This is a genomic window from Shewanella sp. ECSMB14101 (genome assembly GCF_000773485.1).
Classification (GTDB): Bacteria; Pseudomonadota; Gammaproteobacteria; order Enterobacterales; family Shewanellaceae; genus Shewanella; species Shewanella marisflavi.
Genome location: NZ_JSFF01000001.1, coordinates 138,837 through 165,713, shown reverse-complemented (window position 1 = coordinate 165,713; position 26,877 = coordinate 138,837). Strand labels below are relative to the sequence as shown.

Below are 26,877 nucleotides of genomic sequence, written 5' to 3'. Positions count from 1 at the left end.
GTTCTCTCTACAGGGATCGCAGAGAGAACCCTTTGTATTATTTGGAAAGGAAATTAATGACTTGCTTTCGCCCATCAGGCGTTTTAACTAAGTCACTTATTTTTAATGAATAATTACAGATAAAAGACTCAACAAAAGCTCGGTAGCGATTTCGACCAACTCTGTCGACAATTAACTTTCTCACTTCCTGGCGTTCACTATTTTCCCTTTCAGCCGCTTTTTTACGAACTTCGAGTCCTATTAGCCTTGTAGTATCGACTAATTTATCAGCATTCTCAATAATTCTATCTTCATGTATTTGAAGAGCTTTATTGATAAGCTGAAACTCTAGAGCGTATAACTCTTCAGAAAAATCATATGACTCCTGTAGATTATCATCAACATGTCCAGAGTGATGTAAACAAAGTTTCGCGACATTTGTCGCCTCCTGCAAAGTCTCTCCCTGCTGCCTAAATATCGCCTTAACGTGACTTCGAACAAACTTTCGACACAGCGTATTAAATGCGCCGTCACGACCTTTCACTGTATGTTCAGTCCGTTTTCCCAAAACCCCATCGACGGGGAAGTAATCTTTAACTAGCGCATCTAGGGAACGCTGTGAAAAACCATCCATAGGCTCACTAGGTTTAAGGAAAACATACTCAAGATTGCAGCTGGGGGCTACGCTATCTCTCCAGCTTTTTTGTTCCTTCAGAATTTGCCTAATCTGGCGTGTTACAGGAAGCGTAAAAGGCTTACTATTTTTCATAACGCCTGCAGGATAAGATATTTTTGTTGGATTAGATTCATCATTAATCCACTCCCACTTCAACGAAGCCACATTAACAGGTCTCAGGCCTGTAATAATCATATATCTAACTGCATTTCGTTGATGCGGACTCGAAGTTAAGGCTAATTTATTCCAAAGAATGCTCATACTATCCAAGTCAGTATATAAACGACATGGCCCGGGTCTTTTTACTCGAGAGGATACATAATCGTCCGCACAAAGCTTGGCAACATCATTACCATCGGCAAATCTACCGGCACAAAACCGCCAAACTCTCCTAAGCTCGGCGTAGAGTTCATTCGCGTAATTAGCAGACTCGTTAGCAATGATCTCCTGAAGAACAGATTCGAAATCACTTATCGTGATTTCAGAGAAAATCGTCTTTGACGAAAAATAAAGTTTTAACTTTTTCAATCTACAATCATATGTTTCGACGGAACGTTCTGTTAACACTCCTGAGGCACACTTTCGCTTCAAGTCTTCATAATAAACGGCAAACGCACTATGAACTGTATCATCTGTTCGCGCTCCATTTGCAATCTCGACAGCCTTGATTCTCGCCACCTGAGGTTGCAATTGAGGAAAACAACCCAGCTTTCTGTTCCTGACACCGAGTTCTGGTGGATAGCTTGTATAGTAGGTAACCTTCCCAGTCTTATTAAAGTCAATGCGCAAAAAGCTCTGTTTCTCATACTTTGAGCGTCTATGCTTTCCATCATAAGCCAGAATCTTTTTCGCCGCCGTAACACAAGATTGTATGTGTGTAGCCGAGTAAGGTGGTGTAAGTGACTCCCACTTGGCCAATGCTAATTTATAATCTGATAAGCTAGGTCTATCTGAACGCTGTGATACAATAGGTTTCAAGCCATTTTCCCCACTAAATAAGATAGCAATATTCTTCATTTGGATTTAGAAGAATCACATTAAACTCGGCCAAGTTTGTGTTGCTATTTTGTGTTACTGAAAATGGAAAATCAAAGTGAAGCAAGGGCCCTTATACGGCCTAACGTAAAGTATCGACAACAATCCGAACTATATGTAAGCGATTGTTATTAAAGATAGAAACAAGGTGTTACAAACAAAATGGCATTACTGATCGACGACAGCTGTATCAACTGTGACATGTGTGAACCTGAGTGTCCTAACCAGGCGATCACCATGGGTGAAGAGATCTATGAGATAGATCCCAACCTGTGCACCGAGTGTATCGGTCATTATGACAAGCCGACCTGTGTCTCTGTTTGCCCGATAGACTGTATCGATCCCGATCCGGCCCATGTGGAATCTGAGGATGAACTCCTGGTCAAATATCACCTGATCACTGGCAAGCCCATCGATTAACGCGCGAAGACGAAGCGGCGCCAACCCTTCGAGTGATAAATCACTCACCTCTAGAGCAACAAAAATAAAGATAAAAAATAGAGACAAAAAAGCGAAGCATTAGCTTCGCTTTTTAATGACTCATCAGTCGTTAGCTTAAGAGTTCATTTAGGCCCAAGGCATATTGGCCTGACGCTGTAACTGAGTCAGCATGCTCGCCGCCTGAGTGATGCTTTGGCGCATAAACACTGGCATGGTATCGAACTCTATGCTCAGCAACAGGTTTTTCACCTCAAGCCCCAGCTCGGTATCCCCCTCAATCGCCAGACGGCGCTGGAAAAACAGGGTGTCGGGATCTTCCTTACCAGCAGCTATCAGCAGCAACTCCTGACTGCAACCACTGAAACTCACTTCGGCTTCACCACGCTCTCTGACGATCAGTCGCTCATCGAAGCTCACCTCGAAGCTCAGCTCCAGATCGGTTACCGAGATCTTCACCCAGCGATCATGCAAAAAATCCAGTTCGCCATCTTTAATCTGGGCTGACATCAGCAGATTCAATATCCGCTCCAACAACTGCGACTTGATCGAAAATGGAACTAAATTTAAAGGCTTGGCTATAACTTTTGGCCCATATTGCAATAGATGTTTGGCCATATTTGCCAACACACTTCGCTGCATGACTGAGGTTCTCCTACTCGATTTGAAGACCGATATAATGAGTTCGATCTATATTTTGCTCGATTCCCGACAATAACTATCGGAAGTGATACGGAAATCAATTTTAACCAGATTTTATGATCACAAACCTGTTTTACATCAAGAATTGTTCAGCCATTCCCTTTTACACTTCACACTTTTTAAGAGAGAACAGCATATGGAACTTCTTTGTCCGGCGGGTAACCTTGCCTCACTAAAAGTCGCCTTAAACGCCGGTGCAGATGCCGTCTATCTTGGGCTAAAGAATGACACTAACGCCCGCTCCTTCGCTGGGCTTAACTTTACACCAGAGAAATTAGCACAAGCGGCTAAACTCACCCAACAGGCGGGCAAGAAGATCTTTCTGACCATCAACACCTTCCCCAAGCCTGGCGAAGAACAGCGCTGGTATCAGGCGATTGACCTGGCAGCCAACACAGGTGTGGATGCGCTGATCATGGCTGATCTCTCCCTGCTTGATTATGCCCATAGCCGCTATCCCCATCTGCCTTTGCACTTATCGGTGCAGGCCAGTGCCACCAATTTAGGCGCCCTAAGTCTCTATAAAAAAGAGTTCAATATCGAACGTGTGGTGCTCCCCCGTGTGTTGTCGATGAAGCAGGTAAGAGATCTCGCCAAGGTAACCCCAGTGGATCTGGAGGTTTTCGCCTTTGGCAGCCTGTGCATCATGGCAGAAGGACGCTGTCATCTCTCCTCCTATGTAACGGGACAATCCCCTAACACGGGTGGCTCCTGCTCACCGGCTAAGCATGTGCGCTGGCAGGAGGTGGGTAACAACCAGCAGACGCGGCTCAACCATGTGTTAATCGATCAATCGAGTAAAGATGAACAGATGGGTTACCCCGTGGTTTGCAAGGGGCGATACACCACCAGCGACAGTAAAGAGGCGAGCCATCTGCTGGAATCACCCACCAGTCTCAACACCCTCAGCCTAATCCCTGAGCTAGCCAAGGCGCGGGTGGTCTCGCTCAAGATTGAAGGGCGTCAACGTAGCCCAGCCTATGTCGAGCAGGTCACCCGCGTGTGGCGTCAAGCAATCGATACCTACTTAAATGACCCGCAGGCCTATACCACACAGGCCCAATGGGATAACGCCTTAGCAAAAGTCTCCGAAGGGCAGGTCACTACGCTCGGCGCTTACGAACGTACCTGGCAATAACATCGAGCAATAAAGATAAAAGGATAACAAGATGAAAACCTCATTAGGACCGATTCAATATTGCTGGCCCAAAGACAAGGTGGTCGAATTTTATCAAGCCGTGGCGCAAAGCAATGTCCCACTCGTCTACTTGGGCGAGACTGTCTGTAGTCGTCGCCGCGAGCTAAAGTTCGGCGATTATCTGGCCTTGGCGAAGATGCTAAAGGACTCAGGTAAGGAGGTGGTGCTCTCCACCTTGACGCTGATTGAAGCTCAATCTGAATTTACTGAACTCAAGAAGCAGGTAGAAAATGGTGAATTTATCATAGAGGCCAACGATATCGGTGCCATCTATCTTGCCAAAGAGCAGGGATTGCCCTTCGTTTGCGGTCCCAGCATCAACAGCTATAACGCCGCGACACTGAAGAAATTTGCCAGTTGGGGCATGCAGCGATTCGTCATGCCGTTGGAGTTATCAAAGGCATGGCTCACTCAGGTGCTTGACGATCTCGCACCGCGAAACGTTGAAGTGGAAGTCTTTGGTCATGGTTTCATGCCGCTGGCTCACTCGGCACGCTGCTTTACCGCTCGCCACAAAGGGCTGACTAAAGACAAGTGCCAAACCATCTGTATCGAAAACCCGGAAGGCCTACTGGTGCAAACTCAGGAAGATCAGCCACTGCTGCGATTGAACGGTATTCAGACACAATCGGCAAATTATATGGATCTCTGCGGCCAGCAATCCCAGATGCAAGCGATGGGAGTCGATTATTTCCGAATCTCGCCCTCTTCCATGGCATCCATCGCCTTGGCAGAAACCTTACCCACAAAATCGGACAAGCAGGATATGCAGTGCAATGGCTACTGGCATCAGCTACCGGGTCTGGCACTGAGCGAGTAACTCACAACAAGACGCCGAAGCGCCGGGGAAAACTTAGGCGATTCGGCGTGCTTCTCTCTGAGTCCACACCAAAGAAAACAACCACAGCATATAGCTGAGCAACGCCCCCCACTCCACCATCACAGGCCAGCGCATATCGGGTCTGGGCTCTACCATCACCATATCTTGATAAAACCAAATGCCGCTGGCAACCACACCTTGATCGCTATGCGCCATCAAGATAAAACTCGACAAGAACCCTAAAGTCAAAAGGCTCAGCACCAGGCTACCACGCAGGGCAAAGCGCTTTGGGCGGCGCCAATGACGTAGCAAATAAACCAGATATAAAACAACACACAGGGTAGAAAAATAGAAGAAGTACTCAATACCCAGTATGTGTAAATGGTAGACATTGATGGGAAACAAACCGACGCAGGTCAGCGCAAACAGTGACAAAACCAAAAGCAAGAAACTGGTTAGTACCCAGGGGCCATCACTATTTTGCAGCGCAAACAGGGCAAAGAGCGTCAAACTCAAACTACCGAAAAACAGACCACCATTAAACACCACGGCCAACTCTGAATGACCATACTGGCCAAGCTCACTCAAGGAAAAATTATAGAAACTAAACCCCTGGCCACTATAGTCGCTAAAGCCTAACACAGCGACGACCAAGCCAATGAGATGTCCTACGAGTCCAAGCAAGCCAAACCTAAATGCTAATTTAGACAGTTTCTGCTCTTTTGAAGTCATAGGGTCCTTATATTTTGTATTCATCATTGCATAACCATATATGGAATCAGAAATTTATGCCGAGGTCTAGCGCATATTTCTAACACTCACTGGATAAAATCCAAACAACATTCACTCATACTAATACTAGAGGTTCTGGTTCAAAAATCGTCACCAACCACCTAGCTCCACGTTAACACGCAAAGCACAGCCACATAACTTTGTTTTTAAAAGAATTTAACTATTTTTCACCTAGCGCACCCGACGTATTTTTAGGTACAATATAAATAGTCATAAAGTGCTAATAACTATGCTGCAAAGGTGAAACGGCTTACCAAGCATTATAATCGTTTTACATCACTGGACTTAGGGGGTAACCTTCCCCGCTTACGCTTGAATGGATATTCAAAGTGTATTGATTAACGGATATTAGATTAGATGGCTACCCGAAGTTGGGAAGCAAAAATATAGGCTAAATAAAGTGGCTGAAAAACAAACCCATAACATAAAAACACTGCTGACGTTTCTAGTCCCATCTATTATCGGACTGTTACTGTTCATGACTCCCATTAGCTACCAAGATGCCATTACGATTCCCATCGCCATCGTATCTAAAGGGCTACAAAACCTATTAGGCGACAGCATAACCGCGATCGTCACCATCATAGTTGTAGTAACGGCTCTTGCCACTTTGGCCTGCAAACTCTTTAATCCCAAGATACTGACACGTTACCCCTTTTTTAAGGCACTGCTTAATGTCAGCCCCATGTGGACATTAGTTCGCCTATTAGGTGCCATCTTTATCGTACTGACTTTTACCGGCACTGGCCCGGAGGCGATTCACTCAGGTAATACTGGGGCCTTGGTGCTCAATGACCTGTTACCCGTCCTATTCTGCGTCTTTATCTTTGCCGGTATGCTGTTGCCGCTGCTGCTCAACTTCGGCTTGCTTGAGCTCTTCGGTACCCTACTCACCAAAATCATGCGCCCCGTGTTTAACCTCCCGGGTCGTAGCGCCATCGATTGTATGGCTTCTTGGTTGGGTGATGGCAGTGTCGGTATTCTAATGACCAGCAAACAATATGAGTCACGCTTCTATACTCAAAGAGAAGCGGCTGTCATAGGTACCACCTTCTCGGCGGTCTCTATTACCTTCTCTCTGGTGGTGATCTCTCAAGTTAAACTGGAACACCTGTTTGTTCCCTTCTACCTAACTGTGTGTCTAGCTGGTATTGTTGCCGCGATTATTGTGCCTAAACTACCGCCACTGTCGTGGAAAAAAGATCACTACATAGACGAGACACCACGCCATCCTGATGATGAAGTGATCCCACAGGGCAAAGGCGTATTCGCCTGGGGCTTGGAGCAGGCACTGGCTAAGGCAGCCAAGGCCAATGGTATAGGACATACCTTTAAAGATGGCCTGAAAAATGTCATCGACATGATTTTTGGTGTGATCCCTGTGGTCATGGCCATAGGCACAGTAGCCTTGATGATCGCCGAATATACGCCGATCTTCGACTACTTGGGCATGCCTTTCATCCCATTACTCGAACTACTACAGGTACCGGAAGCGACTGAAGCCTCTAAAACCATAGTGGTGGGCTTTGCTGACATGTTTATTCCCTCTATTCTTGCCAGCGCCATCGAGTCAGATATGACACGTTTCATTATCGCTGCCATGTCAGTCACCCAGTTGATCTACATGAGTGAAGTGGGCGCCCTACTGATTGGCAGTAAGATACCGGTGAATATCGCAGAGTTGTTTGTGATTTTTATCCTAAGAACCTTGGTCACCCTACCTGTGATTGCAGGTGTCGCACACCTCATTTTCTAAAGAGACTTCATCTCATCAAGGGCAGCTTAAGCTGCCCTTTTTATGCCTGCCACACAACAATATCTTATTCATTCAATTCGCAATTTCGCAAAACACTTCTAAACTTAAACACTCATAAGCAGCCTATTTGATCGAATGTTCTCGACGGAGATATTCGGCGACATATCTTGTCAAGCTATGCGGATATACCAGTAACACCTGCGATCAAGCAAAGGACACAAAGGCTAACCATAAGGGCCAAGTAATGCATTGCAAAAACACCTATTTCGGCGCGCTTCAATGAGAGCAATCATTCTCTTCCTGTTGTGCTTAGTCAGCAGCCGTTGCCTAGCCTTCAGCTATCAGCCCCAATTTGACTCTTTCGGCGCCAAAGAGGGGCTGTCGATGAACACCATCACAGATATCGTCAATGACAAAGAAGGACATCTGTGGATAGCAACTCAGGCCGGGCTTAACCGCTATGATGGTAAGCACTTTAAGATATTCGATACCCGCGGCGATGAGTTCGGTCCTTCGGCGAGATTTATTAAAAAGCTACATTTTAGCCGCAGCACACTATGGGTGATCACCCGCAACGACGGCATCAATAGATACCATGAAAAGAGCGGAACCTTTGAACTCTTTAACAGCAACAACAGCCCATTGCCCGATGATATTATCGATCTTAACGAAGACGCCCAAGGCAATCTGTGGATAGCCACAGCAGACAATCGCCTGCTTTACTTTTCACCGACCAGCAACAAAGTGCTGGCGACTCTGGAGAGTACAAACACCCCAGGCCTGCCGAGTGGACGCATCAACACCTTATATCGCGATCCTCAAGAGCGGTTATGGATAGGCACACTCAACGGACTGGCCAGCCTTAAACAGACAGACAATGCATGGCAAGTCACTCCGTACGGCCAAGAGGTGCTGCGTGGGGTTGCTGCCATCGAGGCGGGCAAGAGCAATACACTCTGGGTAGGCACCCAAACCAGGGGACTGTTTTTACTCGATATCACCAATGATCAAACCAAGGCGATCAGCGCCGTACCTGCTAGCCCCAGCTTTTCCATCGCCGCCCTTAAGCGAGATAAGTTTGGTAGCCTATGGATAGGCTTTCGCGCCCAAGGGTTGGCAAGGTACAACCCTAGCAGCAATGAGATCCACAGGCTTAATTCGGCCGCCGAAAACCGCTACAGTATCAACAGCCCGGTAATCACCTCGCTCTGGATTGATAACGAGCAACAGCTGTGGATCGGTAGCAAGGGCGGCGGCATGAGTAAAACCTTTTTAGACGCCCAGTATTTCGGCCATATTCACGGTTTTAGCTTCAGTGACAACAACCTGCTCAATGTGGATATCCGCAGCCTGCTAGAAGATAAACAAGGTACGCTATGGGTCGGTACCGCCAACGGCGTTTACCAAGGACAAAAAAATCCCTCAGGAGAACTCAGCGGCTTTGTGCCCTTCCACCCGCAAAACCCCATTCTGGGGCGAAGTTTTATCAGCTTCATCAAGGAAGATGCCTCCGGCCAACTCTGGATCGGCACTCGGGGAGATGGCCTGTTTATCTATACCTCAGACAAACAGAGCTACATACATTACCAAGCGGATGCTAACAGCCCTAACAGCTTGCCAAACAATCAGCTGTACGCGCTCTATTTCGACCAGCAGGGCACCCCTTGGGTCACCAGCAGCGATGGCGGTGTCGCCAAATATGAGGGGATAACAAAGGGGTTTGTCACCGTTCCTTTGCCTATCACCACTATCACAGACATGCTGCAAGATAGCGAGGGGAATTACTGGCTCACCTCATCACGTGACGGACTGATTAGACTGACAGCAGACGGTGAAATCACCCATTTATCCCTGCATACCAGCCCAACTATTCCCAAGAAGCATCTCTTCTCCATCGTCGCCGATAACAATCATATTCTGTGGATCGCCAGCAACGAGGGACTGTTACATTTCAATACCCAAGACTTCAGTAGCCGTCTGTTGACCACGGCCGATGGCCTGATCGACAACACCATCTATCTGCTGTTTGCCGATCAGCGCCGTCACCTTTGGCTCGGCACCACCAAAGGGCTAACCCAGCTCGACCCCGACACGCTGCAGACCACCAACTACACAGATATCGATGGTATTCAGGACAACGAGTTTAACTTTGGCGCCGCGGCGCTGGGCAGTAACAACACTCTCTACCTCGGGGGCGTCAATGGTTTCAACCATTTCAATCCGGCGCAGATCCCCCCCCGCCAGCCGCCCACTATGCCGGTGATCAGCGAGCTGTTTGTGCTGGACCAGGCTCACCCACTGCCGGATATGATGCATTCAACGCCCCGTTTGCCACCTGCTTTAACCCTGGCCCACACGGCTGATATCTTCTCTTTGCACTATCACAGCCCAGATCTACACAACGCCACCCGGCTCAGTTATGAATATCGCCTGCTTGGGTTAAATGATACTTGGATCACCAGCTCACCAGAGCAGGTCACCTACTTTACCGGCCTCAATCCCGGCCACTATCTGTTCGAGATCCGGGCCAAAGATATCAATCAACAATACAGCCCTGTCAGGCGGCTAAAGATCATGCTCGATCCGCCGCCCTGGCAATCCCCCTTCGCCTACACCTTCTACTTCATGCTGACCTTGATGTTGGTGAGCATCATCTTCTTTCGCAAGTGGTCTCAATATCAGCAACAGGCACTATTACTAAAAGAGGTGGCACAGAGCGAGCAGCGATTGCAACTGGCACTCTGGGGCAGCGGTGATGAGTTTTGGGACTGGAACATACCCAAGGGGATCGCCACCCGTACCAACACCTTTTTGCAGTATCCCGAGCAGGATGGAGAACTTAAAACAACTATCACCACCTGCGTGCATCCTGATGATATTCGGAAAGTTTCACGAGTAGTAAAAGAGTGCTTGAGCGATCAAATAGATAAGTTCTCTCTCACCTATCGCGGTCTGGCACCAGGTGGGAAGTGGCTCTGGGTACTCAATCGCGGTCAGGTAGTCGAGCGCGACGAACAGGGCCGCCCCCTGAGGGTGGCCGGTACCATTAAGAATATCCAACAGCAGAAAGAGACGGAACATGCGCTGCGAGAACTCAATCAACAACTTGAACAGCGGGTCATCGAACGCACCCTAGAGCTGCAGATGCGTAACGATGAGTTAAAACACACACTCGATGAGCTGGAGCATACCCAGGGCGAGTTGATGGACAAGGAGAAAATGGCGGCCCTTGGCGGCTTGGTGGCCAGTATTACCCATGAGGTCAACACTCCCATAGGGATCAGCGTCACCGCCGCCTCCCACCTGCAGGAGAGCGTCAAACACTTCGACCAGCTCTATCGCAAAGGCGAGATCACCGAAGAAGACTTCGAGCAATACCAAACCGAGGTGGCCGAGTGTTGTAAACTGATCTTGGCTAACCTAGAGCGCGCCTCAAAACTTATCGCCAGCTTTAAGCAGGTCTCGGTGGATCAATCCCATGAAGATGTGCGCGAGTTTGACCTGCATGCCTACCTGGAAGAGATCTTTATCTCCCTCAACCCTATGTTGTCGCGTACACCGCATCAATATCATTACCACTGCCCTGAAAAACTGATCATCAACAGCACACCGGGAGCCTTCTACCAGATCATCAGTAACCTGTTTAACAACTCGGTGATCCATGCCTATCCAGATGGCAAGGCGGGGCAACTGAGCCTTGAGGTGGAGCGCTGCGAGAATGGGATACGTATCACCTATCAAGATGATGGCTGCGGCATGTCAGAGGAGATCCAGGCCCAGGTGTTTCAACCTTTCTTTACCACCAAACGGGGTAAAGGCGGCAGTGGCTTAGGAATGAATATCGTCTCCAACATAGTCACTCAGGTACTCAAGGGGGAAATAAGCATCACCTCTCGACAAGGTGAAGGCAGTACCTTTGTCATCACTCTGCCTGACAGCCTCATCGTGCGCTAGCCGTCATCAGGCTGCAATAATTTGTTCATCCCTTAGTCAAACTCCCCTCTTACTCTGCTGCTATGGAGAGGCTGTTTTTCGACAGCCTCCGCGCCAAACACAGTGAGCCATCCCATGCAAAAGATGATTTTTACCGTAGATGATGTCGTTGCCAATAACCTGCCTAAGATCAACCAAAGTCCCTGGCTGGCCCCACCCACCAAGGCGCTGCTGCGCTACTTTTTGATGGAAAAGGAGTGTCATGCCATCACCCAGGAGTTTGCCTATCTCGAGGGAGTCGATTTTATCGAGCAGGTACTGGCCAGCTTCAACTTCACCTATAGTGTGCCCAGCACTGAGGTTGAGAATATCCCCAGCGAAGGCCGGGTGGTGATCTATGCCAACCACCCCATTGGCTCGCTCGATGCCCTGGCGATGATCAAACTGATCAGCAAGGTGCGACCGGATATCAAGGTGGTGGCCAACGAGCTGTTGATGACGCTGGAGCCACTACATTCCATACTATTACCTGTGCGTAACATGACAGGCGGCACCCCCAAACAGCATCTGGATAACATCCACCACCATCTCAAGAGCGAAGGCGCCCTGCTTATCTTTCCTTCCGGCGAGGTCTCGCGTCTGCGCCCCAATGGCGTCAGGGATCTGCACTGGCACAGCGGCTTTTTAAAGATTGCCAAGGCCTGTCAGGCGCCGCTGCTGCCCATGTTTGCCGACGCCAAGAACTCGGCCACCTTCTACGGCGCCTCGATGATCTACAAGCCCTTGGCCAGTCTCTTGCTTGTGAAAGAGATGTTTAAGCAGGCTAAACGCACCATGCCGCTACGTATCGGTCAGCTGATCCCTAAGGAGATAGTGGCCAGCAGCGACTTCCCGCTCAAGACCCAAGTAAAGCTGCTCAAGAACCATCTCTATCGCATCGGCAAGAACCGTAGTCCGCTATTTAAGACACAGAATGCTATCGCCCATCCCGAGTCGCGCAGCGATCTGATTGAAGCTCTGTCTCAGTGTGAACTACTGGGCGAGACCCACGATGAGAAACTCATCTATCTCTATCGCCACAAGCAGAGTAATCCCATCATGCGAGAGATAGGCAGGCTGCGTGAAATCGCCTTTCGCGCCGTGGGGGAAGGCAGCGGCAAGCGGCGAGATACCGACAGATATGACGCCGACTACCTGCACCTGGTACTTTGGGATCGCAAGGTGCTGGAGATCGTCGGCGCCTATCGTTTTGCCAGCGCCAAAAACCTCTACCAAAGCGAGAACCAAGGCCTCTACAGTCAATCCCTGTTTCAGTATCGGGACGAGTTTGGCCCCTACTTCGAGCAGGGCTTGGAACTGGGACGCAGCTTTGTGCAGCCCAAATACTGGGGTAAGCGCAGCCTGGACTACCTCTGGTTCGGCATAGGCGCCTTCCTCGCCAAAAATCCCGACTATCGCTACCTGTTTGGCCCTGTCTCTATTAGTGATGCCCTGCCCGAACAGGCGAAGGCTATGCTGGTCTATTTCTATCAGGCACATTTTTGCCCGGTGCAGGAACTGGCCCATGCCAACAGCCGTTACCGCTTTACCCCAGAGCAGCATGAGCAGCTCGATGCCCTCTTTCCTGGCGAAGACTATCAGACGGAATTTAAGCAGCTCAAACAGGCGCTGGCCAGCATGGGCGCGGCGGTCCCAGCCCTGTACAAGCAATATGGCGAGCTGTGCGACGGTTTAGGTGTGAGCTTCCTCGATTTTGGTATCGACCCCGAGTTTGGCGACTGTATCGATGGCCTGGTGCTGGTCGACACCCATAAGCTTAAGGCCAAGAAACGTGCCCGCTACATCGACTGCCATCTGCCGGAGCTCAATACTCGCGGTGAAGAGAGCCTGCTCAAGTAGTATTTTTAGCTAAGAGAAAGTGAAAAAGACGCCTCATGGGCGTCTTTTTTATAACTAAATATTGAGACTAACCATGATCATCGAAACGCCTCAACAAGGCGCGATAGATCTGATACAGGCGCACTATTTCAGCAATCTCCACCCGCTCATTGACCTGATGTATGGTGTGATTGGGCAGCCCCAGCTCAATCACCTGGGTCTGAGGCGATGACAAGAAACGCCCATCCGAGGTACCACCAGAGGTAGAGAGACGCGGAAAGCTGGCAGTCACCTCAAAGATAGCCGACTCCACCTGGGCGATCAGGCTCTGGCCATCATTTTCCTGGGTGTGATAGGGCTGACAGCCACGCTCCCACTGCAAGCAAATAGCATCCTCACCCAGCGCCAGATCATCGAGGCAACGCTGAATGCGCTCAATGATGTCCCCTTGACTGTAACGATAGCTATAGCGGATGTTGAAGCAGATCTCGCAGCTTCCAGGGACGATATTGTCGGTAAATTCACCCGAGTCCACATGGGTGACCTGCAGGCTGGTGCCGGGAAAATCGTCGCTGCCCTCATCCCAACTGAGGGTCTCAAGCGCCTGCATCACCCGCGCCGCCATATGCAGGGCATTCACCGCCTTCTTCGGATAGGCCACATGCCCCTGTTTTCCCTTCAGACTGAGGCGTGCAGAGATGGCGCCGCGCCGACCTATCTTAATCACATCACCGGCGCGCTTATCGGCGGTGGGCTCAGCGACCACACAGTATTTGGGCAAACGCCCCAGGGCCGCTAGACGCTCCACCAAAGCCCGGGTACCAAACTCGGCCTCCCCCTCTTCGTCACTGGTGACGATAAACTGCCAATTAGCCCCCGGCATTCCATGACAATTGATATGATCTTCTACCGCCGCCAACATGACGGCAAGCCCAGATTTCATGTCCACGGCGCCGCGGCCAATTAACAGATCCCCCGCCAGAGTAGCGGCAAACGGCGGGCTCTGCCAACGGCTCAGATCTCCAGGCGGCACCACATCCGTATGACCTGCCAATGCCAACAGCGCCGGACGCTCATCCAGTTCGGCCAACAGATTACTCACCCCTTGGTCTTGATAATGGGATACCTTAAAACCCAGTGCCGCCAATTTAGCGCCAAGCCACTGCTGGCAACCGGCATCTTCCGGGGTGATAGAGCGCCGCCGAATCAGTTCGCTGGTGTAACGCACCGCTTTATGTTGATTCAAATTCGGCTGGCTTAATTGGGGAGCCAATGACATAGAATTCATCCTATTCCTCAGGCGTAGCGATAGTCCCAGCCATTAGAAGGCAAGCCCATGACATTTATGTGAAATTTAGATGGTCATTTGTTGAACATTCATTTATCTGTTATAACTTGAACAAGGATGATATTTCACCAAAGTCTCTGAGATATATACAAAACTCAGTAAAACCTAAGCCCATTAGGAGTTGGCGATGACAATACGGGTAGCGGAGATCATGAGCAGCAGGGTCGTCACCATAGAGATGGATGACAGGCTCACTATAGTCAAAGAGATCTTTGACAGCGCCCCCTTTCACCACCTCTTGGTTATCGAGAACGACATCTTGCAGGGCGTCTTGTCGGAGCGCGATTATTTACGCACTCTTAGCCCTCATATAGGCAGCATAGGTGAGACAGAGCGTGACAGCGACACCCTGCAACGCCGCGCCCATCAGGTCATGACTCGCGACCCCATCACCATAGCGCCCGAGGCCGATATCAAAACCGCTAGCCAGCTGATGTTGGCCCATAACATAGGTTGCTTGCCGGTACTGAGCTTTAACAAAATCGTTGGCATCATCACCTGGAAAGATCTGCTGCGCGCCTTCAGCCAGGATGAGGTAAACCCAGAGCGGCCATAGCGCTCGTTTGTCTCAACCAAGGGCTGAATTAAATGCCTCGAATCCCTTGGTGAAAATCCTCTTTAAAAAGCCTTTATCGAAAGCCTTAAACAATAAACCCAGGTCATTTGACCTGGGTTTATCTTATCGGCGTCGCGGCTAAACCAATAGCCTTGGATTCGATATAGGCTTAAATCGCCCAGCCACCCATATAGAAGACCACCAGACCGATAGTGATGGCTAACACACCAGGCTTCAGTGCGCGCCACTCACCGCTGGCCAGACGGCCGATCACTAAGGTCACAAAGCCCAGCATGATACCAGTCACGATATTGCAGCTTAGGATGATAAACACGGCGCAGGTTAGACCGGCCATGGCATCTATCTTGTCATCGAAATTCAGCTTAGTGACATTGCTCAGCATCAACAGGCCCACATACATGAGCGCAGGCGCCGTGGCATAAGCCGGTACCAGGTAGCTTAGCGGCGCCAGGAACACCATCAGCAGGAAGAGTACGCCGACGATAGTTGCCGTCAGACCCGTCTTACCACCAGCGGCTGTGCCCGCTGCCGACTCGATATACACGGCTGCCGGCGCGCCGCCAACGGCACCCGCAAAGATGCTGCTCACCGAATCAGAGGTCAGCGCCTTACCGCCGCCAACAATATTGTCTTTCTCATCCAAAAGCTCTGCCTGACCTGCAACAGCGCGGATAGTGCCGGTCGCATCAAAAATCGCCGTCATCACCAACGCCAGCACAATAGGCAGCACCACAGGGTTTAACGCACCCATGATATCCAGCTGACCGATAAGCGACTTGTCAGACATCAAATCTGGCAGGGCAAAGAAACCTTGATAAGTCACGCTTGAGTCAAACACTAGGCCAAAGAGTGACAGAGCGATGATCACTAATAAGATACCACCTGGCACACCGCGTCGCTCAAGGCCTATGGTCGCTGCAAGGCCAATTACAGTGGCGATGACAGGCAAGCTATGAATGTCGCCAAGTTTCACCGGCAGGCCTGCATCGTTAGCCACGATCAGGTGCACGCTGTTGGTGGCGATAAGTAGCAGGAACAGGCCGATACCGATACCTGTACCATGGGCGATCCCCTTAGGTAGATTGGTTAGTACCCACTGACGCACACCGGTTACGCTCACCAGGGTAAATACCACCCCCATAAGGAAGATGGCGCCTAGGGTCACGGGAATCGAGATCCCCTGACCCAGCACCATGCTAAAGGCGGTAAAGGCGGTCAGTGAGATGGCGCAGCCAATCGCCATCGGCAGATTAGCCCACAGCCCCATCAAGAGGGAGCCGAAGGAAGCAATCAGACAGGTGGCCACGAAGACGGCGCCGGGATCGAAACCCGCCGCGCCCAACATATTAGGCACCACGATCACCGAATAGACCATGGCAAGGAAGGTAGTTAAGCCGGCAATCACCTCTTGGCGCAATGTGCTACCACGGGCGGTAATGGCGAAATAACGGTCAAGCAGGGAGCTTGCAGGTACAGCGGGTGCAGCGAGAGTCTGTTCAGACTTCATAGTAGTTACCTTTTTTGATCTCTTAATTTGGAAGGCTATGGCAAGTTAGAGCCCCAGGACAGATATCCATGGGTGAGAGATCCACTAAGTACTTATTGGTGTACCTTACGTGACCTGCAAATCGGTAACTGAGGAGATACCGACCTTTTCAGGTAAGCAAATACTTACCTATAACACAGCCTTTGTTGGCGGCGCATTCTACAGCAAAGCAGGGCGGATAAACTAGAGCGAGCTAACAATTCGCCAAACTTTTGTTCAACTTTCGTGCTAATGCTTTTTAAGGCTGAGATGGCACCAACTATAGCTGACATTCCTCCACAAGAGTTAAACAATATTTCTAGGGATATCAGCACGTTAATTAACTAAAAATTCCCGCCCCCTGCTACAACTCAATTTTGTTCATATTTTTTCATAACTTGTCACTCTTGGTTCATTCCCAGCATCACCCCTATTCATATCCCTTCTCTACCATGCAGGCATAGACAAAGATCAACTAAGAGAGTCTGTCATGTCATCACACCCAATAAGCGAAACACCAAAGCAAGATAAGGCCAAAGAGCTCAAAGCCCTTGGTTTCATCATAGTGCTGCTCTTCCCGATGCTGACCGTCACGGGCATTAGCGCCTATGGCTTCATTATCTGGATGATCCAGGCCTTTGGCGGCGTCGTCGCCCATTAACCCATTACCAACTTGAGAAAGGATCTTGCTATGAAGTGGTTTATCACCCTTTGGCGTACCCTCAATAAGCCCGCCAAAACCCTTACCCTAGGTGCCATAAGCCTGTCAGCCTTCCTGATGGGAATCATCTTCTGGGGCGGCTTCAACACCGCGCTTGAGGCAACCAACACAGAAGCCTTCTGCATCAGCTGCCACAGCATGGAGAGTAAGCCCTACCAGGAGCTGCAAAACACAGTGCATTGGTCGAATCACTCTGGCGTACGTGCCACCTGCCCCGACTGTCACGTTCCCCACAACTGGAGCCGTAAGATAGGACGCAAGATAGAGGCGTCACACGACATGTGGGGCTGGCTGCTGCAAACCGTTAACACAGAAGAGAAGTTCGAGGCCAAGCGCCTGGAGATGGCGAGCCGCGAATGGAAACGTTTCGATCGCGATAACTCCCTCGCCTGTAAGAACTGCCATAACTATGACTCGATGAAGTGGGACGAGATGTCCAAGCTGGCCCAGAAGCAGATGAAACGCGCCGCCGAACTGGATCAAAGCTGTATCGATTGTCACAAGGGGATCGCCCACAAACTGCCAGACATGGGCACCTCACGCGCACCTGAACTTATCGCCCAGGTGGGATCCGGTGAGAGCAGCCTGACACTCGGTGAAAGCTACTTCAGCGCCCTAACCAAGCCACTCTTCTTCAACGAGAAAACCGACGTCGAGGCGGGCACACTCAACATCGCCACTAAGGTGAAGGTACTCGAACTCAAGGGTCAACGGGCCAAGATAGGTATCGATGGCTGGCGTAAAAAAATCGGCGCAGGCCGGGTGATCTACTTCGATTTCGGCATGAATATCCTCTCGGCCCAGCTCTCGAAAGATGCCGCACTTGAGCCTGGCGTGATGGAAGTATTTGAAGAGCAACAAGATCCCCTTACCGGCCTAACTTGGCAGCGGGTCGAGGCGCAGATCTGGGTAGATAGCGATTATCTGGTCAAAGATCTTCAGCCACTGTGGGACTACGCCCGCGAAACCTACTCCAGCAGCTGTAGTGTCTGTCACACCCAGCCCGATGAAGCGCATTTCGACGCCAACACCTGGCCAGGTATGTTTCAGGGAATGATCGCCTTCGTCAACATGGACCAAGACACCCAGGCCTTAGTGCAGAAATACCTGCAAGAACATTCATCGACTTTTGCCACCTCAGCGCACTAACAGGATAGCATCATGAACAGAAGAGATTTTCTAAAAGGCCTCGCGGCCAGCTCCTATGTCACCCTAAGCGGCTCGTCACTGTTGGCACCGCTCAACGCTCTGGCCAGTACGGGTACAGATGAAGTCTGGAAAACCACGGGCTCCCATTTCGGCGCCTTTAAGATGACACGTAAAAATGGCGTCATCGACCAGGTGATCCCCTTCGACTTAGATGATCACCCTACAGATATGATCAAGGGCATCAAGGGGCTGGTCTATAACCCCTCACGTGTGCGCTACCCTATGGTGCGCCTCGATTTCCTGCTCAATGGTCATAAGAGCAACACCCTGGAGCGCGGCGACTATCGTTTCGTGCGCGTCACCTGGGACAAGGCCTTATCACTGTTTAAGGACTCATTAGATGAGATCCAGACCAAGTATGGCCCGTCCGGGCTGCATGCGGGTCAGACGGGTTGGCGCGCCACCGGTCAGCTGCACTCCTCCACCAGCCATATGCAACGCGCGGTGGGGATGCATGGTAACTTCGTTAAGAAAGTGGGCGACTACTCTACTGGCGCCGGACAGACAATTCTGCCCTATGTGCTCGGCTCGACCGAGGTCTATGCCCAGGGAACCTCTTGGCCACTGATCCTCGAGCACAGTGACACCATAGTGCTCTGGTCAAACGATCCCTATAAGAATCTGCAGGTGGGCTGGAATGCCGAGACTCACGAGTCCTACCGCTATCTGGCGCAGCTGAAAGAGAAAGTGGCTCAGGGCAAGATTCGGGTGATCAGCATAGATCCTGTGGTGACCAAGACCCAGAAATACCTGGGCTGTGAGCAGCTCTACATCAACCCACAGACCGACGTGGCCCTGATGCTGGGTATCGCCCACGAGATGGTGAGCCAAAACTTGCACGACAAGGCGTTCATCGAAGGCTACAGCCTGGGCTTCGACCAGTTCCTTCCCTACCTGCTTGGCGAGAAAGATGGCGTGGCCAAGACCCCTGAGTGGGCCAGCCAGATCACTGGCGTGAGCGTCGAGATCATCAAAGATCTGGCGAAGGTAATGACCAAGGGGCGCACCCAGATCATGATGGGCTGGTGTATTCAGCGCCAGCAACATGGCGAGCAGCCTTACTGGATGGCGGCGGTACTGGCCACCATGATAGGCCAAATAGGCCTGCCGGGCGGCGGCATCAGCTATGGTCACCACTACTCCAGCATAGGCGTACCATCATCGGGTGCGGCAGCGCCAGGCGCCTTCCCACGTAACCTGGATGAAGGCCAAAAGCCGCTGTTTGACAGCACAGACTTCAAAGGCGCCAGCAGCACGATTCCTGTGTCACGCTGGATAGATGCCATCTTAGAACCGGGCAAGACCATAGATGCTAACGGCAGCAAGGTCACCTACCCCGACATCAAGATGATGGTGTTCTCGGGCAACAACCCCTGGAACCATCATCAAGACAGAAACAAGATGAAGCGCGCCTTCCATAAGCTGGAGTGTGTGGTCACCATAGATGTGAACTGGACAGCCACCTGCCGCTTCTCCGATATCGTGCTGCCGGCCTGTACCACCTTTGAGCGCAACGATATCGACGTCTACGGCAGCTACGCCAACCGCGGCGTATTGGCGATGCAGAAGATGGTCGAGCCTCTGTATGAGAGTCTGTCAGATTTTGAGATCTTCACCCGCTTTGCCGCGATCATGGGCAAAGAGAAGCAATACACCCGCGGTCTGTCGGAATTCGACTGGCTGAGAAAACTCTATGACGAGTGTAAGGCTGCCAACGCCGGTAAGTTCGAGATGCCAGATTTCGACACTTTCTGGCAGCAGGGCTATGTACACTTCGGTGAAGGAGAGCCCTGGACGCGCCACAGCGACTTTAGAGATGATCCCGAAATTAACCCGTTAGGCACGCCATCGGGCCTTATCGAGATCTACAGCCGTAAGATCGCCCAGTTCAACTATGACGACTGCCCAGGTCATCCCACCTGGATGGAGAAGAACGAGCGTAGCCACGGCGGCCCAGGTTCTGACAAGTACCCCATCTGGATGCAATCCTGTCACCCGGATCAGCGTCTACACTCACAGATGTGTGAGTCGCAGGAGTACCGTGAAACCTATACCGTCCAGGGACGTGAGCCCGTCTACCTCAATCCGCTGGACGCCAAAGCCCGCGGCATCAAGGATGGCGATCTGGTGCGCGTGTTCAACGACAGAGGACAGCTACTGGCGGGTGCGAGGGTATCAAACCGCTTCCCTCAGGGGGTGATCCGTATCCATGAAGGCGCCTGGTACGGCCCTGTCGGTAAGGATGGCAGCAAGCAAGGCGGTAATGAGATAGGTGCCCTGTGCAGCTATGGCGACCCCAACACCCTGACTCAGGATATCGGCAGCTCTAAGCTGGCGCAGGCCTGCGCCGCCTATACCTGTCAGGTGGAGTTTGAGAAGTTTACCGGCAAGGCCCCAGAAGTCAGCGCCTTTAGCGGCCCTATCGAGACGTCGCTCTAACCCTGTGGCCAAAGTCAAAGGAGATACACAGATGCACAGCACAAACCGCCATGATACGCCCCAGAACCAAGCTCGGGGCAAGGTATATGCGCTACTGTCAGATCTATTCGCCCGCGAGATAGATAGCCAGAGTCTACAGCGGCTTACCAGCCCTGAGGCGCAGGCCTTCTTTGACCTCTTGGCTGCCGATCCCCAGCTGGCGACGTCGATTGGCCAACTCAGGCAGAAATTAAGCAGCTTAAATAGCGAAAGAGAGCTGCTGGAACTGGCTGCAGATTACTGCTCACTCTTTCTGGTGGGCGGCAAACTAAGCGCCAACCCCTATGCCAGCTTGTACCTCAGCCAAGCGGAGCAGGCAAATACCCTGCTGTTTGGTGAGCAACATCAATCGATGCTGGAGACGTTAGCCCAGAGTCAGCTTCAGCTGCACAAGGATTTCCCCGAGCCCGCAGATCATATCGCAGTGATCTTGGCCTATGTGGCCCACCAGGCCTGTCAGCGTGACGATGCCAGCCAGCTGGCCTTTATCGCGCCGAACCTGAATGCCTGGTTAGCTAGCTTTGCCGACCAGGTGGCCAAGGTCGATAAGGGGACCTTTTATGGCGCACTGGCTCAGCTCACCAAACTTTGGGTACAGGCCGATTGTGAGGCGCTTTGCGAGCATTCGTCAAAAAATCAATAAGTATCAATATGATTGAATAACAATCCCACACAAAAGGCGCCGCTCATTGTCGGCGCCTTTTTCATCTCGATAGCTATTTGCGCTAATACCCCTTATAGTAGCCGCTCGACACGTAGCGAATCGATATCGATCTAGGCTTGTTGCGTTTACCGTTAACGCAAGGAGTTTAACCGCCATGAGTGCGCCACGCGTCCGCTATCAGACCCTGGAATACCCCCACACAGACATACATATCCGCAGCCTCAGAGACCGACAGGAATACTCAGATCCCCTTGGGGAGGCCGAGTCATTAGGGATCTCCTCCGCCCAATGGTCACTGTTTGGCGTGCTGTGGGATTCGGGTAAGGCACTGGCGGATCAGATGGTGAGTTTCGATATCGACAACAAGCGCATCTTAGAGGTGGGTTGTGGCATGGCACTGGCCAGCCTGCTGCTCAACAGCCGTCAAGCCGATATTACCGCCACAGATTACCACCCAGAGGCCGGTAACTTCTTACGGGAAAATGTGCGTCTTAACCAAGGCGAGACTATTCCCTTTCTGCGCACCAGCTGGGACTCCCATAGCGATGGTCTGGGGCAATTTGACCTGATCATAGGTGCAGACTTGCTCTACGAACGAGAGCATATTGAGCTGTTATCGACCTTTATCCATCGCCATGCGGCGCCCGCCTGCGAGGTGATCTTAGTCGACCCGGGCCGTGGTAACCATGCCGCCTTTAGCAAGAAGATGTGCAGCCTGGGCTATAGTCACCATCAGGAAAAAATCGCCCCCACCGCCGAGATGTCCCCCAGCTTTAAGGGCCAGATGCTTTACTACCAACAGGGCTAACGCCTGCCTCCCTGACCACGACGCTTGGCACGGCGTTTCTGCGCCGCCTTACCGTGACGCTTTGGATTGGGATCTGCCTTGGTTAGGTCGGGCTCAAATCCCGGCAACCACTGCTGAGGCAAACGTTTATCCAGCAGAGCCTCGACCTCCTCCAGCAATAGTGCATCCTCCTCGCTATAGAGGGTCACCGCGACGCCTTGCTTACCCGCTCGGCCGGTACGGCCAATACGATGCACATAGTCCTGAGCCACATAGGGCAGCTCATAGTTAACCACATAATCTAAGGCATCGATATCTATGCCTCGAGCCGCGACATCTGTGGCCACCAGCACCTTAATCTCCCCTTGGCGGAAGCCATTTAGCACCTGTTCGCGAACGCCTTGGCCCAGATCGCCATGAAACGCCCGCGCGCTGATCGCCTGCTGCGACAGACGCTCCGCCAGCTTATCGGCCGCCACCTTTTTGCGACTAAACACCAGCACACGCTGCCAATCTCCCTTGTTGATCAGATGACACAAGAGGGCAAACTTGCGCTCACTATCGACCGCGTACACCCGCTGTTCAACGTCCTTGCTGGCGCTGTTTTCTGGGCTCACCGCAATGCGTTTAGGTTGATTAAGCCACTTGTGACTCAAGTTAAATACCTTGTCATCCAAGGTGGCAGAAAACAGCAGGGTCTGACGCTCAGTCGGTAGCAGGGCCATCAGCTGGGCTATCTCGTCGGCAAAGCCCATATCCAGCATGCGATCGGCCTCATCGAACACCAGGTGCGCCACTTCATTGAGGTTTGCCGCACCGCGTCGATGCAGGTCTAGCAGCCGGCCCGGGGTAGCGATAATGATCTCTACGCCAGCGCTGAGCTGTTGGCACTGGGCCTCGATACTCACGCCGCCATAGATCACTACCGCCGACAAGGAGGTAAACTGCCCCAGTGCTTGAATCGATTGATGAACTTGCAGCGCCAGTTCCCGCGTGGGCACCAACACCAGCGCCTTAGGCGACTGTGCTTGGCTTGGGGTCTGGCTCAAGATGGCCAGCAATGGCAAGGCAAAGGCCGCCGTCTTGCCTGTACCCGTTTGCGCCGAGGCCAACAGGTCCTCACCGGCCAGGATCAAAGGGATCGCCTGAGCCTGAATCGGCGTGGCTTGCTCAAACGCTAGGGAGCTAAGCGCCTGTTGCAGCGGCGCAGGGAGAGACATTTGTGAAAATAACATAGGTGACGATCTACATGTGTTGGCCATTGGGGCGCAAGTTTAGCAGATTTGCGCCCCGGCACTAGTCCATAAAGGCGCTAAGCCATACCGGTTAGGATTGGCTGAACAGACATCGCTCAAACTCAGCCAGCGACTCACGCCACAGCCCGGTTAACGACTCGATATCCTCAGGTTGCAGGCTCCGCTTCTCCAGTTGCTGGCAACGCTCGGCCAGCCGCAGCATCGCCATATTGGCGCTACTGCCCTTGAGGCCATGCAGCAGTTTCGGCGCCTCGGAAGGCTGCTTAGCCAATTGCTCCATCTGCGCCTGACTCGAACTGCGATACAGAGTCAACATCTGCTCCATCGCCGCCTGCCCAAGACAGCTGAGATCGGCGCTAAACTGCTCGCTATCGAGCAAGGGCGCTGCGCTTACTGGCTCTTCGGGGCTTGCTGACTCTTCAGGACTTGCCAGCGAGCCAGGCTTGGCGCCTCTGCTATCATCTTGGATATCAGGGGTGCCATCTTCTTGGGCGGCGCGGCCAATCCAGTGCATTAGAGACTGCATATTCAAAGGCTTGGCTAAAATCTCATCAAACCCTACCTGGCGATAGCACTCAATATCTTGCGGCTGAAGCTGAGCGGTAAAGGCGGCAAAGCGCACCGCGGGATCGACTATCTCCCGCAGACGACTGAGCAGCGTTATGCCCGAACCGTCGGCGAGCTGTATATCCAACATGACGGCATCGAAACGCCCTGCCTGGCAGACGTTCAAGGCCTCGGCGCAGCTCTGGGCCAATACCGCCTCATGGCCAAGATGTGCTAAAAAGCCCTGAGCCACCATGGCGTTAACCTGGTTATCCTCCACCACCAGTACCCGCTTAGGCGATACCGTGGGCACGATATCGGTTGCGCTCAGCTTGGGCGCCTCACAGATCACCAAGGGTAAACTAAAGCCAAAGGTGCTGCCCTTGTTCACCTTGGTCTCGACCCAGATCGCCTCGGCATCAGCCCCCATCAGACAGACCAACTCCTTGCTAATGGCAAGCCCCAAACCTGTGCCCCGACTGCGTCCTTGATTAGGCTGGGCGCTATAGGCGGTAAATAGCCGCGCCTTGGCATCTTCGGGGATCCCAAGGCCTGTGTCGCTCACAGAGAATATGAGTCGATCGCCAGCTTGACGCACCTTGAGGCAGATCTCCCCTGCGGGAGTAAATTTAATGGCATTGCCCAGCAGGTTAAACAACACCTGACGCAATTTGGGGCCATCGAGGCTGATCCATTCGGGTAAGGGATCACGTTGCAAGCGCAGCGAAAGACCTGCGTTGCCGGCTCCGGCAAGCATGATGGCCACCACCTCGTCGAGCAACTCGTTGATGGCGACGGGACGCGGCTCATTACTGAGTTTGCCCTGCTCCAACCGGGAAAAGTCTAAGATATCATTCAGTACAGTCTGCAACAGGGCACCACTGTATTGAGATAGTGCCAACATCTGTTTCTGCGCCGTGGGCAGCTTTGATTCGGCCAAGAGAGTCAAGGTGCCGAGCAGGCCATTGAGGGGCGTGCGGATCTCATGGCTCATGGTCGCCAAGAAGAGTGACTTGGCCTGATCGGCCGCCTCAGCCATCTGCCTCGCCTGGGCATGGCCTTTCACCTCGGCATCCAGGCGTCGGTTCGCTTGCGCCAGCGCCTGGGTACGCTCCTCGACCGTGGTTTCCAGTGATGCCTTATGGGCCGACAACTCTGAGGCTGTCTCCTGCAGCGCCGATTGCAGACGTTGATTGTGATCTGTCTTCTGCTTGAAGGCATCTATGGCCGAGGCCATGGCCGTTAGCTCATCATCGCCGTGGGGATCAAGTTCTACCTGGGTATCGCCACGGCTCAGCCGAGACAAAGCGTCGGTCGCCTCATGAAGTCGCAGCGCGATCCCTTTGTAAATCACCCGGTAGACCACCATTAAGATCAATACCAGCATCAGCAAACCCGTGCCCCACAGCCCAGCCTTCGCCCAGAAGAGTTGCCGTAAGAACTCTCCCCGCGCCTGTTCAGCCTGAGCCTGCTGCGCCGTCATAGAAGCATCAACCATGGTATTGAGGCGCCCAAGTTTATCGGTAAGACGTTGCAGCTGTTGGGTCTGGGTGTTGAGCACCTGGGTATAGCGCTGCTGAAGTCTGAGTTTATCGCCAACACCGCGCAAAACCTTTAACTCATGCTCAAGCTCGGTCGCCCGCACCGGATCGCGCACCACTCCTTTTAGCAGCTCAAGTGGCATCAGATTGGGTAAATTAAGGCCATCAGCCTGGTCGCTTAATGCACCAGCTTGCCCGGCGGGCATCTGCACTCGGTATTCACTGGCAGGCAGCTGGGTCAGCACCCGAGACATGCTACTCAACACCTTATTGAGACCAAGGTGCTGCTCAGGGGTTTGCAATAGCTGGCCCACCAGCGCCAGATGATGAATAAGCGCCAGTGCACGATTGAGACGCGCCTGAATCTCGAGATCTTTTTCTATGATGGTATCAAGCAGATAACCACTTTGACGCTCACCGGCCACCTGTGGATAGGCAAGACTCAACTTAGCCAAGACAGCCGAATCCACCACAGCCAGCTCGGCTTCAAGCAGCTCTATCGAGCGACTGGCGGCGTCAGCCAGGGCAAGGCCATCTTGATTTAACTGTTTCGCCAAGGTCAGACGCTCGCCCACCTGCCGCCCCAGCACACTAAGATCATGAATGATCTCACCAGCGGCCAGCTCCAGATGGCCATCACCTTTCAGATCCAGCGTCTTGAGTCTGGCAATGGCACCAAGCAGATGACTACTCTCTATGGATAACTTGCGGCCAACAAAGGCGCGCTGCGCCTCCTCTTCGACCCGCTCCAGCCCCTGGGCGTTATCCAGCAAGGCATTGGCCGATTGCATCAGCTGACGGGCCGCTTCAGAGGCAGGCAAGGCCTCCTCATACAGGTATTTGTCGGCAACCTTGACCCAATAGAGGGAGACACTGCCCAGGGTCACCAGCAGCAGTAGCAGCACGGCCAACAGGCCAAATGCCAGCATCAGACGGCCGACTAAACTTTTCCCCGACAGTGATAAAGCGCCCACATGGCTCCCGTTTAACTGTTACAATGAATCAATAACATGCGTCT

Annotated in this window: 19 protein-coding genes; 12 read left to right on the top strand and 7 right to left on the bottom strand. The window is 52.0% G+C overall.

Going from position 1 to position 26,877, the window contains the following annotated elements; translation table 11 throughout:
- Window positions 1-37: 37 nt before the first annotated feature.
- Window positions 38-1,672 (bottom strand): tyrosine-type recombinase/integrase, encoded by a 1,635-nt coding sequence (locus NY07_RS00800; RefSeq protein WP_052125439.1) that lies wholly within the window; start codon window positions 1,670-1,672, stop codon window positions 38-40.
- A gap of 180 nt (window positions 1,673-1,852) precedes the next feature.
- On the opposite strand from NY07_RS00800, the gene NY07_RS00795 reads away from it, so the two are divergent.
- Window positions 1,853-2,110, top strand: a complete 258-nt coding sequence (locus NY07_RS00795; RefSeq protein WP_033537440.1) for a YfhL family 4Fe-4S dicluster ferredoxin — start codon at window positions 1,853-1,855, stop codon at window positions 2,108-2,110.
- A gap of 147 nt (window positions 2,111-2,257) precedes the next feature.
- On the opposite strand, the gene ubiT is transcribed toward NY07_RS00795, so the two are convergent.
- Complete coding sequence (ubiT, locus tag NY07_RS00790; protein ID WP_033537439.1) at window positions 2,258-2,770, bottom strand: ubiquinone anaerobic biosynthesis accessory factor UbiT; 513 nt, start codon at window positions 2,768-2,770, stop codon at window positions 2,258-2,260.
- Between the two features lie 196 nt (window positions 2,771-2,966).
- Between ubiT and ubiU the strand changes: the two genes are divergently transcribed.
- Complete coding sequence (gene ubiU, locus NY07_RS00785; RefSeq protein WP_033537438.1) at window positions 2,967-3,968, top strand: ubiquinone anaerobic biosynthesis protein UbiU; 1,002 nt, start codon at window positions 2,967-2,969, stop codon at window positions 3,966-3,968.
- 31 nt (window positions 3,969-3,999) lie between these two features.
- On the top strand, window positions 4,000-4,848 hold the full coding sequence (locus NY07_RS00780) for a U32 family peptidase (RefSeq protein WP_033537437.1): 849 nt from the start codon (window positions 4,000-4,002) through the stop codon (window positions 4,846-4,848).
- A 33-nt stretch (window positions 4,849-4,881) separates the two neighbouring features.
- Here NY07_RS00780 and NY07_RS00775 read toward each other — a convergent pair whose 3' ends face one another.
- Window positions 4,882-5,607, bottom strand: a complete 726-nt coding sequence (locus NY07_RS00775; protein WP_052125438.1) for a DUF998 domain-containing protein — start codon at window positions 5,605-5,607, stop codon at window positions 4,882-4,884.
- A gap of 433 nt (window positions 5,608-6,040) precedes the next feature.
- On the opposite strand from NY07_RS00775, the gene NY07_RS00770 reads away from it, so the two are divergent.
- From NY07_RS00770 to NY07_RS00760, 3 genes are all read left to right on the top strand, one after another.
- Complete coding sequence (locus NY07_RS00770) at window positions 6,041-7,396, top strand: YjiH family protein (RefSeq protein WP_033537436.1); 1,356 nt, start codon at window positions 6,041-6,043, stop codon at window positions 7,394-7,396.
- A 279-nt stretch (window positions 7,397-7,675) separates the two neighbouring features.
- Entirely contained in the window at window positions 7,676-11,350 is a 3,675-nt protein-coding gene (locus NY07_RS00765; protein WP_033537435.1) for a sensor histidine kinase, read from the top strand.
- A 114-nt stretch (window positions 11,351-11,464) separates the two neighbouring features.
- Window positions 11,465-13,228 (top strand): GNAT family N-acyltransferase, encoded by a 1,764-nt coding sequence (locus tag NY07_RS00760; RefSeq protein WP_140946871.1) that lies wholly within the window; start codon window positions 11,465-11,467, stop codon window positions 13,226-13,228.
- A 67-nt stretch (window positions 13,229-13,295) separates the two neighbouring features.
- On the opposite strand, the gene dapE is transcribed toward NY07_RS00760, so the two are convergent.
- Window positions 13,296-14,486: a succinyl-diaminopimelate desuccinylase gene (gene dapE / locus NY07_RS00755; RefSeq protein ID WP_033537434.1), complete on the bottom strand. Its 1,191-nt coding sequence runs from the start codon at window positions 14,484-14,486 to the stop codon at window positions 13,296-13,298.
- A 196-nt stretch (window positions 14,487-14,682) separates the two neighbouring features.
- Between dapE and NY07_RS00750 the strand changes: the two genes are divergently transcribed.
- Window positions 14,683-15,111 (top strand): CBS domain-containing protein, encoded by a 429-nt coding sequence (locus NY07_RS00750; protein WP_033537433.1) that lies wholly within the window; start codon window positions 14,683-14,685, stop codon window positions 15,109-15,111.
- 169 nt (window positions 15,112-15,280) lie between these two features.
- Here NY07_RS00750 and NY07_RS00745 read toward each other — a convergent pair whose 3' ends face one another.
- Window positions 15,281-16,639, bottom strand: coding sequence for an NCS2 family permease (locus NY07_RS00745; RefSeq protein ID WP_033537432.1), 1,359 nt, complete (start codon window positions 16,637-16,639; stop codon window positions 15,281-15,283).
- A gap of 508 nt (window positions 16,640-17,147) precedes the next feature.
- On the opposite strand from NY07_RS00745, the gene torE reads away from it, so the two are divergent.
- The 5 genes from torE (at window position 17,148) to NY07_RS00725 (ending at window position 22,537) form a co-directional block, all read left to right on the top strand.
- Window positions 17,148-17,318, top strand: coding sequence for a trimethylamine N-oxide reductase system protein TorE (torE, locus tag NY07_RS19095; RefSeq protein WP_081953740.1), 171 nt, complete (start codon window positions 17,148-17,150; stop codon window positions 17,316-17,318).
- Between the two features lie 30 nt (window positions 17,319-17,348).
- Entirely contained in the window at window positions 17,349-18,527 is a 1,179-nt protein-coding gene (torC, locus tag NY07_RS00740) for a pentaheme c-type cytochrome TorC (RefSeq protein ID WP_033537431.1), read from the top strand.
- A gap of 12 nt (window positions 18,528-18,539) precedes the next feature.
- Window positions 18,540-21,026 (top strand): trimethylamine-N-oxide reductase TorA, encoded by a 2,487-nt coding sequence (gene torA, locus NY07_RS00735; protein ID WP_033537430.1) that lies wholly within the window; start codon window positions 18,540-18,542, stop codon window positions 21,024-21,026.
- A 31-nt stretch (window positions 21,027-21,057) separates the two neighbouring features.
- Window positions 21,058-21,708: a molecular chaperone TorD gene (gene torD / locus NY07_RS00730; RefSeq protein WP_033537429.1), complete on the top strand. Its 651-nt coding sequence runs from the start codon at window positions 21,058-21,060 to the stop codon at window positions 21,706-21,708.
- A 175-nt stretch (window positions 21,709-21,883) separates the two neighbouring features.
- A complete protein-coding gene (locus NY07_RS00725) occupies window positions 21,884-22,537 on the top strand; it encodes a class I SAM-dependent methyltransferase (protein ID WP_033537428.1) in 654 nt (217 codons plus the stop codon).
- On the opposite strand, the gene NY07_RS00720 is transcribed toward NY07_RS00725, so the two are convergent.
- On the bottom strand, window positions 22,534-23,751 hold the full coding sequence (locus tag NY07_RS00720; protein WP_033537427.1) for a DEAD/DEAH box helicase: 1,218 nt from the start codon (window positions 23,749-23,751) through the stop codon (window positions 22,534-22,536). The two genes, NY07_RS00725 and NY07_RS00720, sit on opposite strands and share 4 nt — an antisense overlap.
- A 91-nt stretch (window positions 23,752-23,842) precedes the next feature.
- Entirely contained in the window at window positions 23,843-26,833 is a 2,991-nt protein-coding gene (gene torS / locus NY07_RS00715; RefSeq protein WP_033537426.1) for a TMAO reductase system sensor histidine kinase/response regulator TorS, read from the bottom strand.
- Window positions 26,834-26,877: the final 44 nt, after the last annotated feature.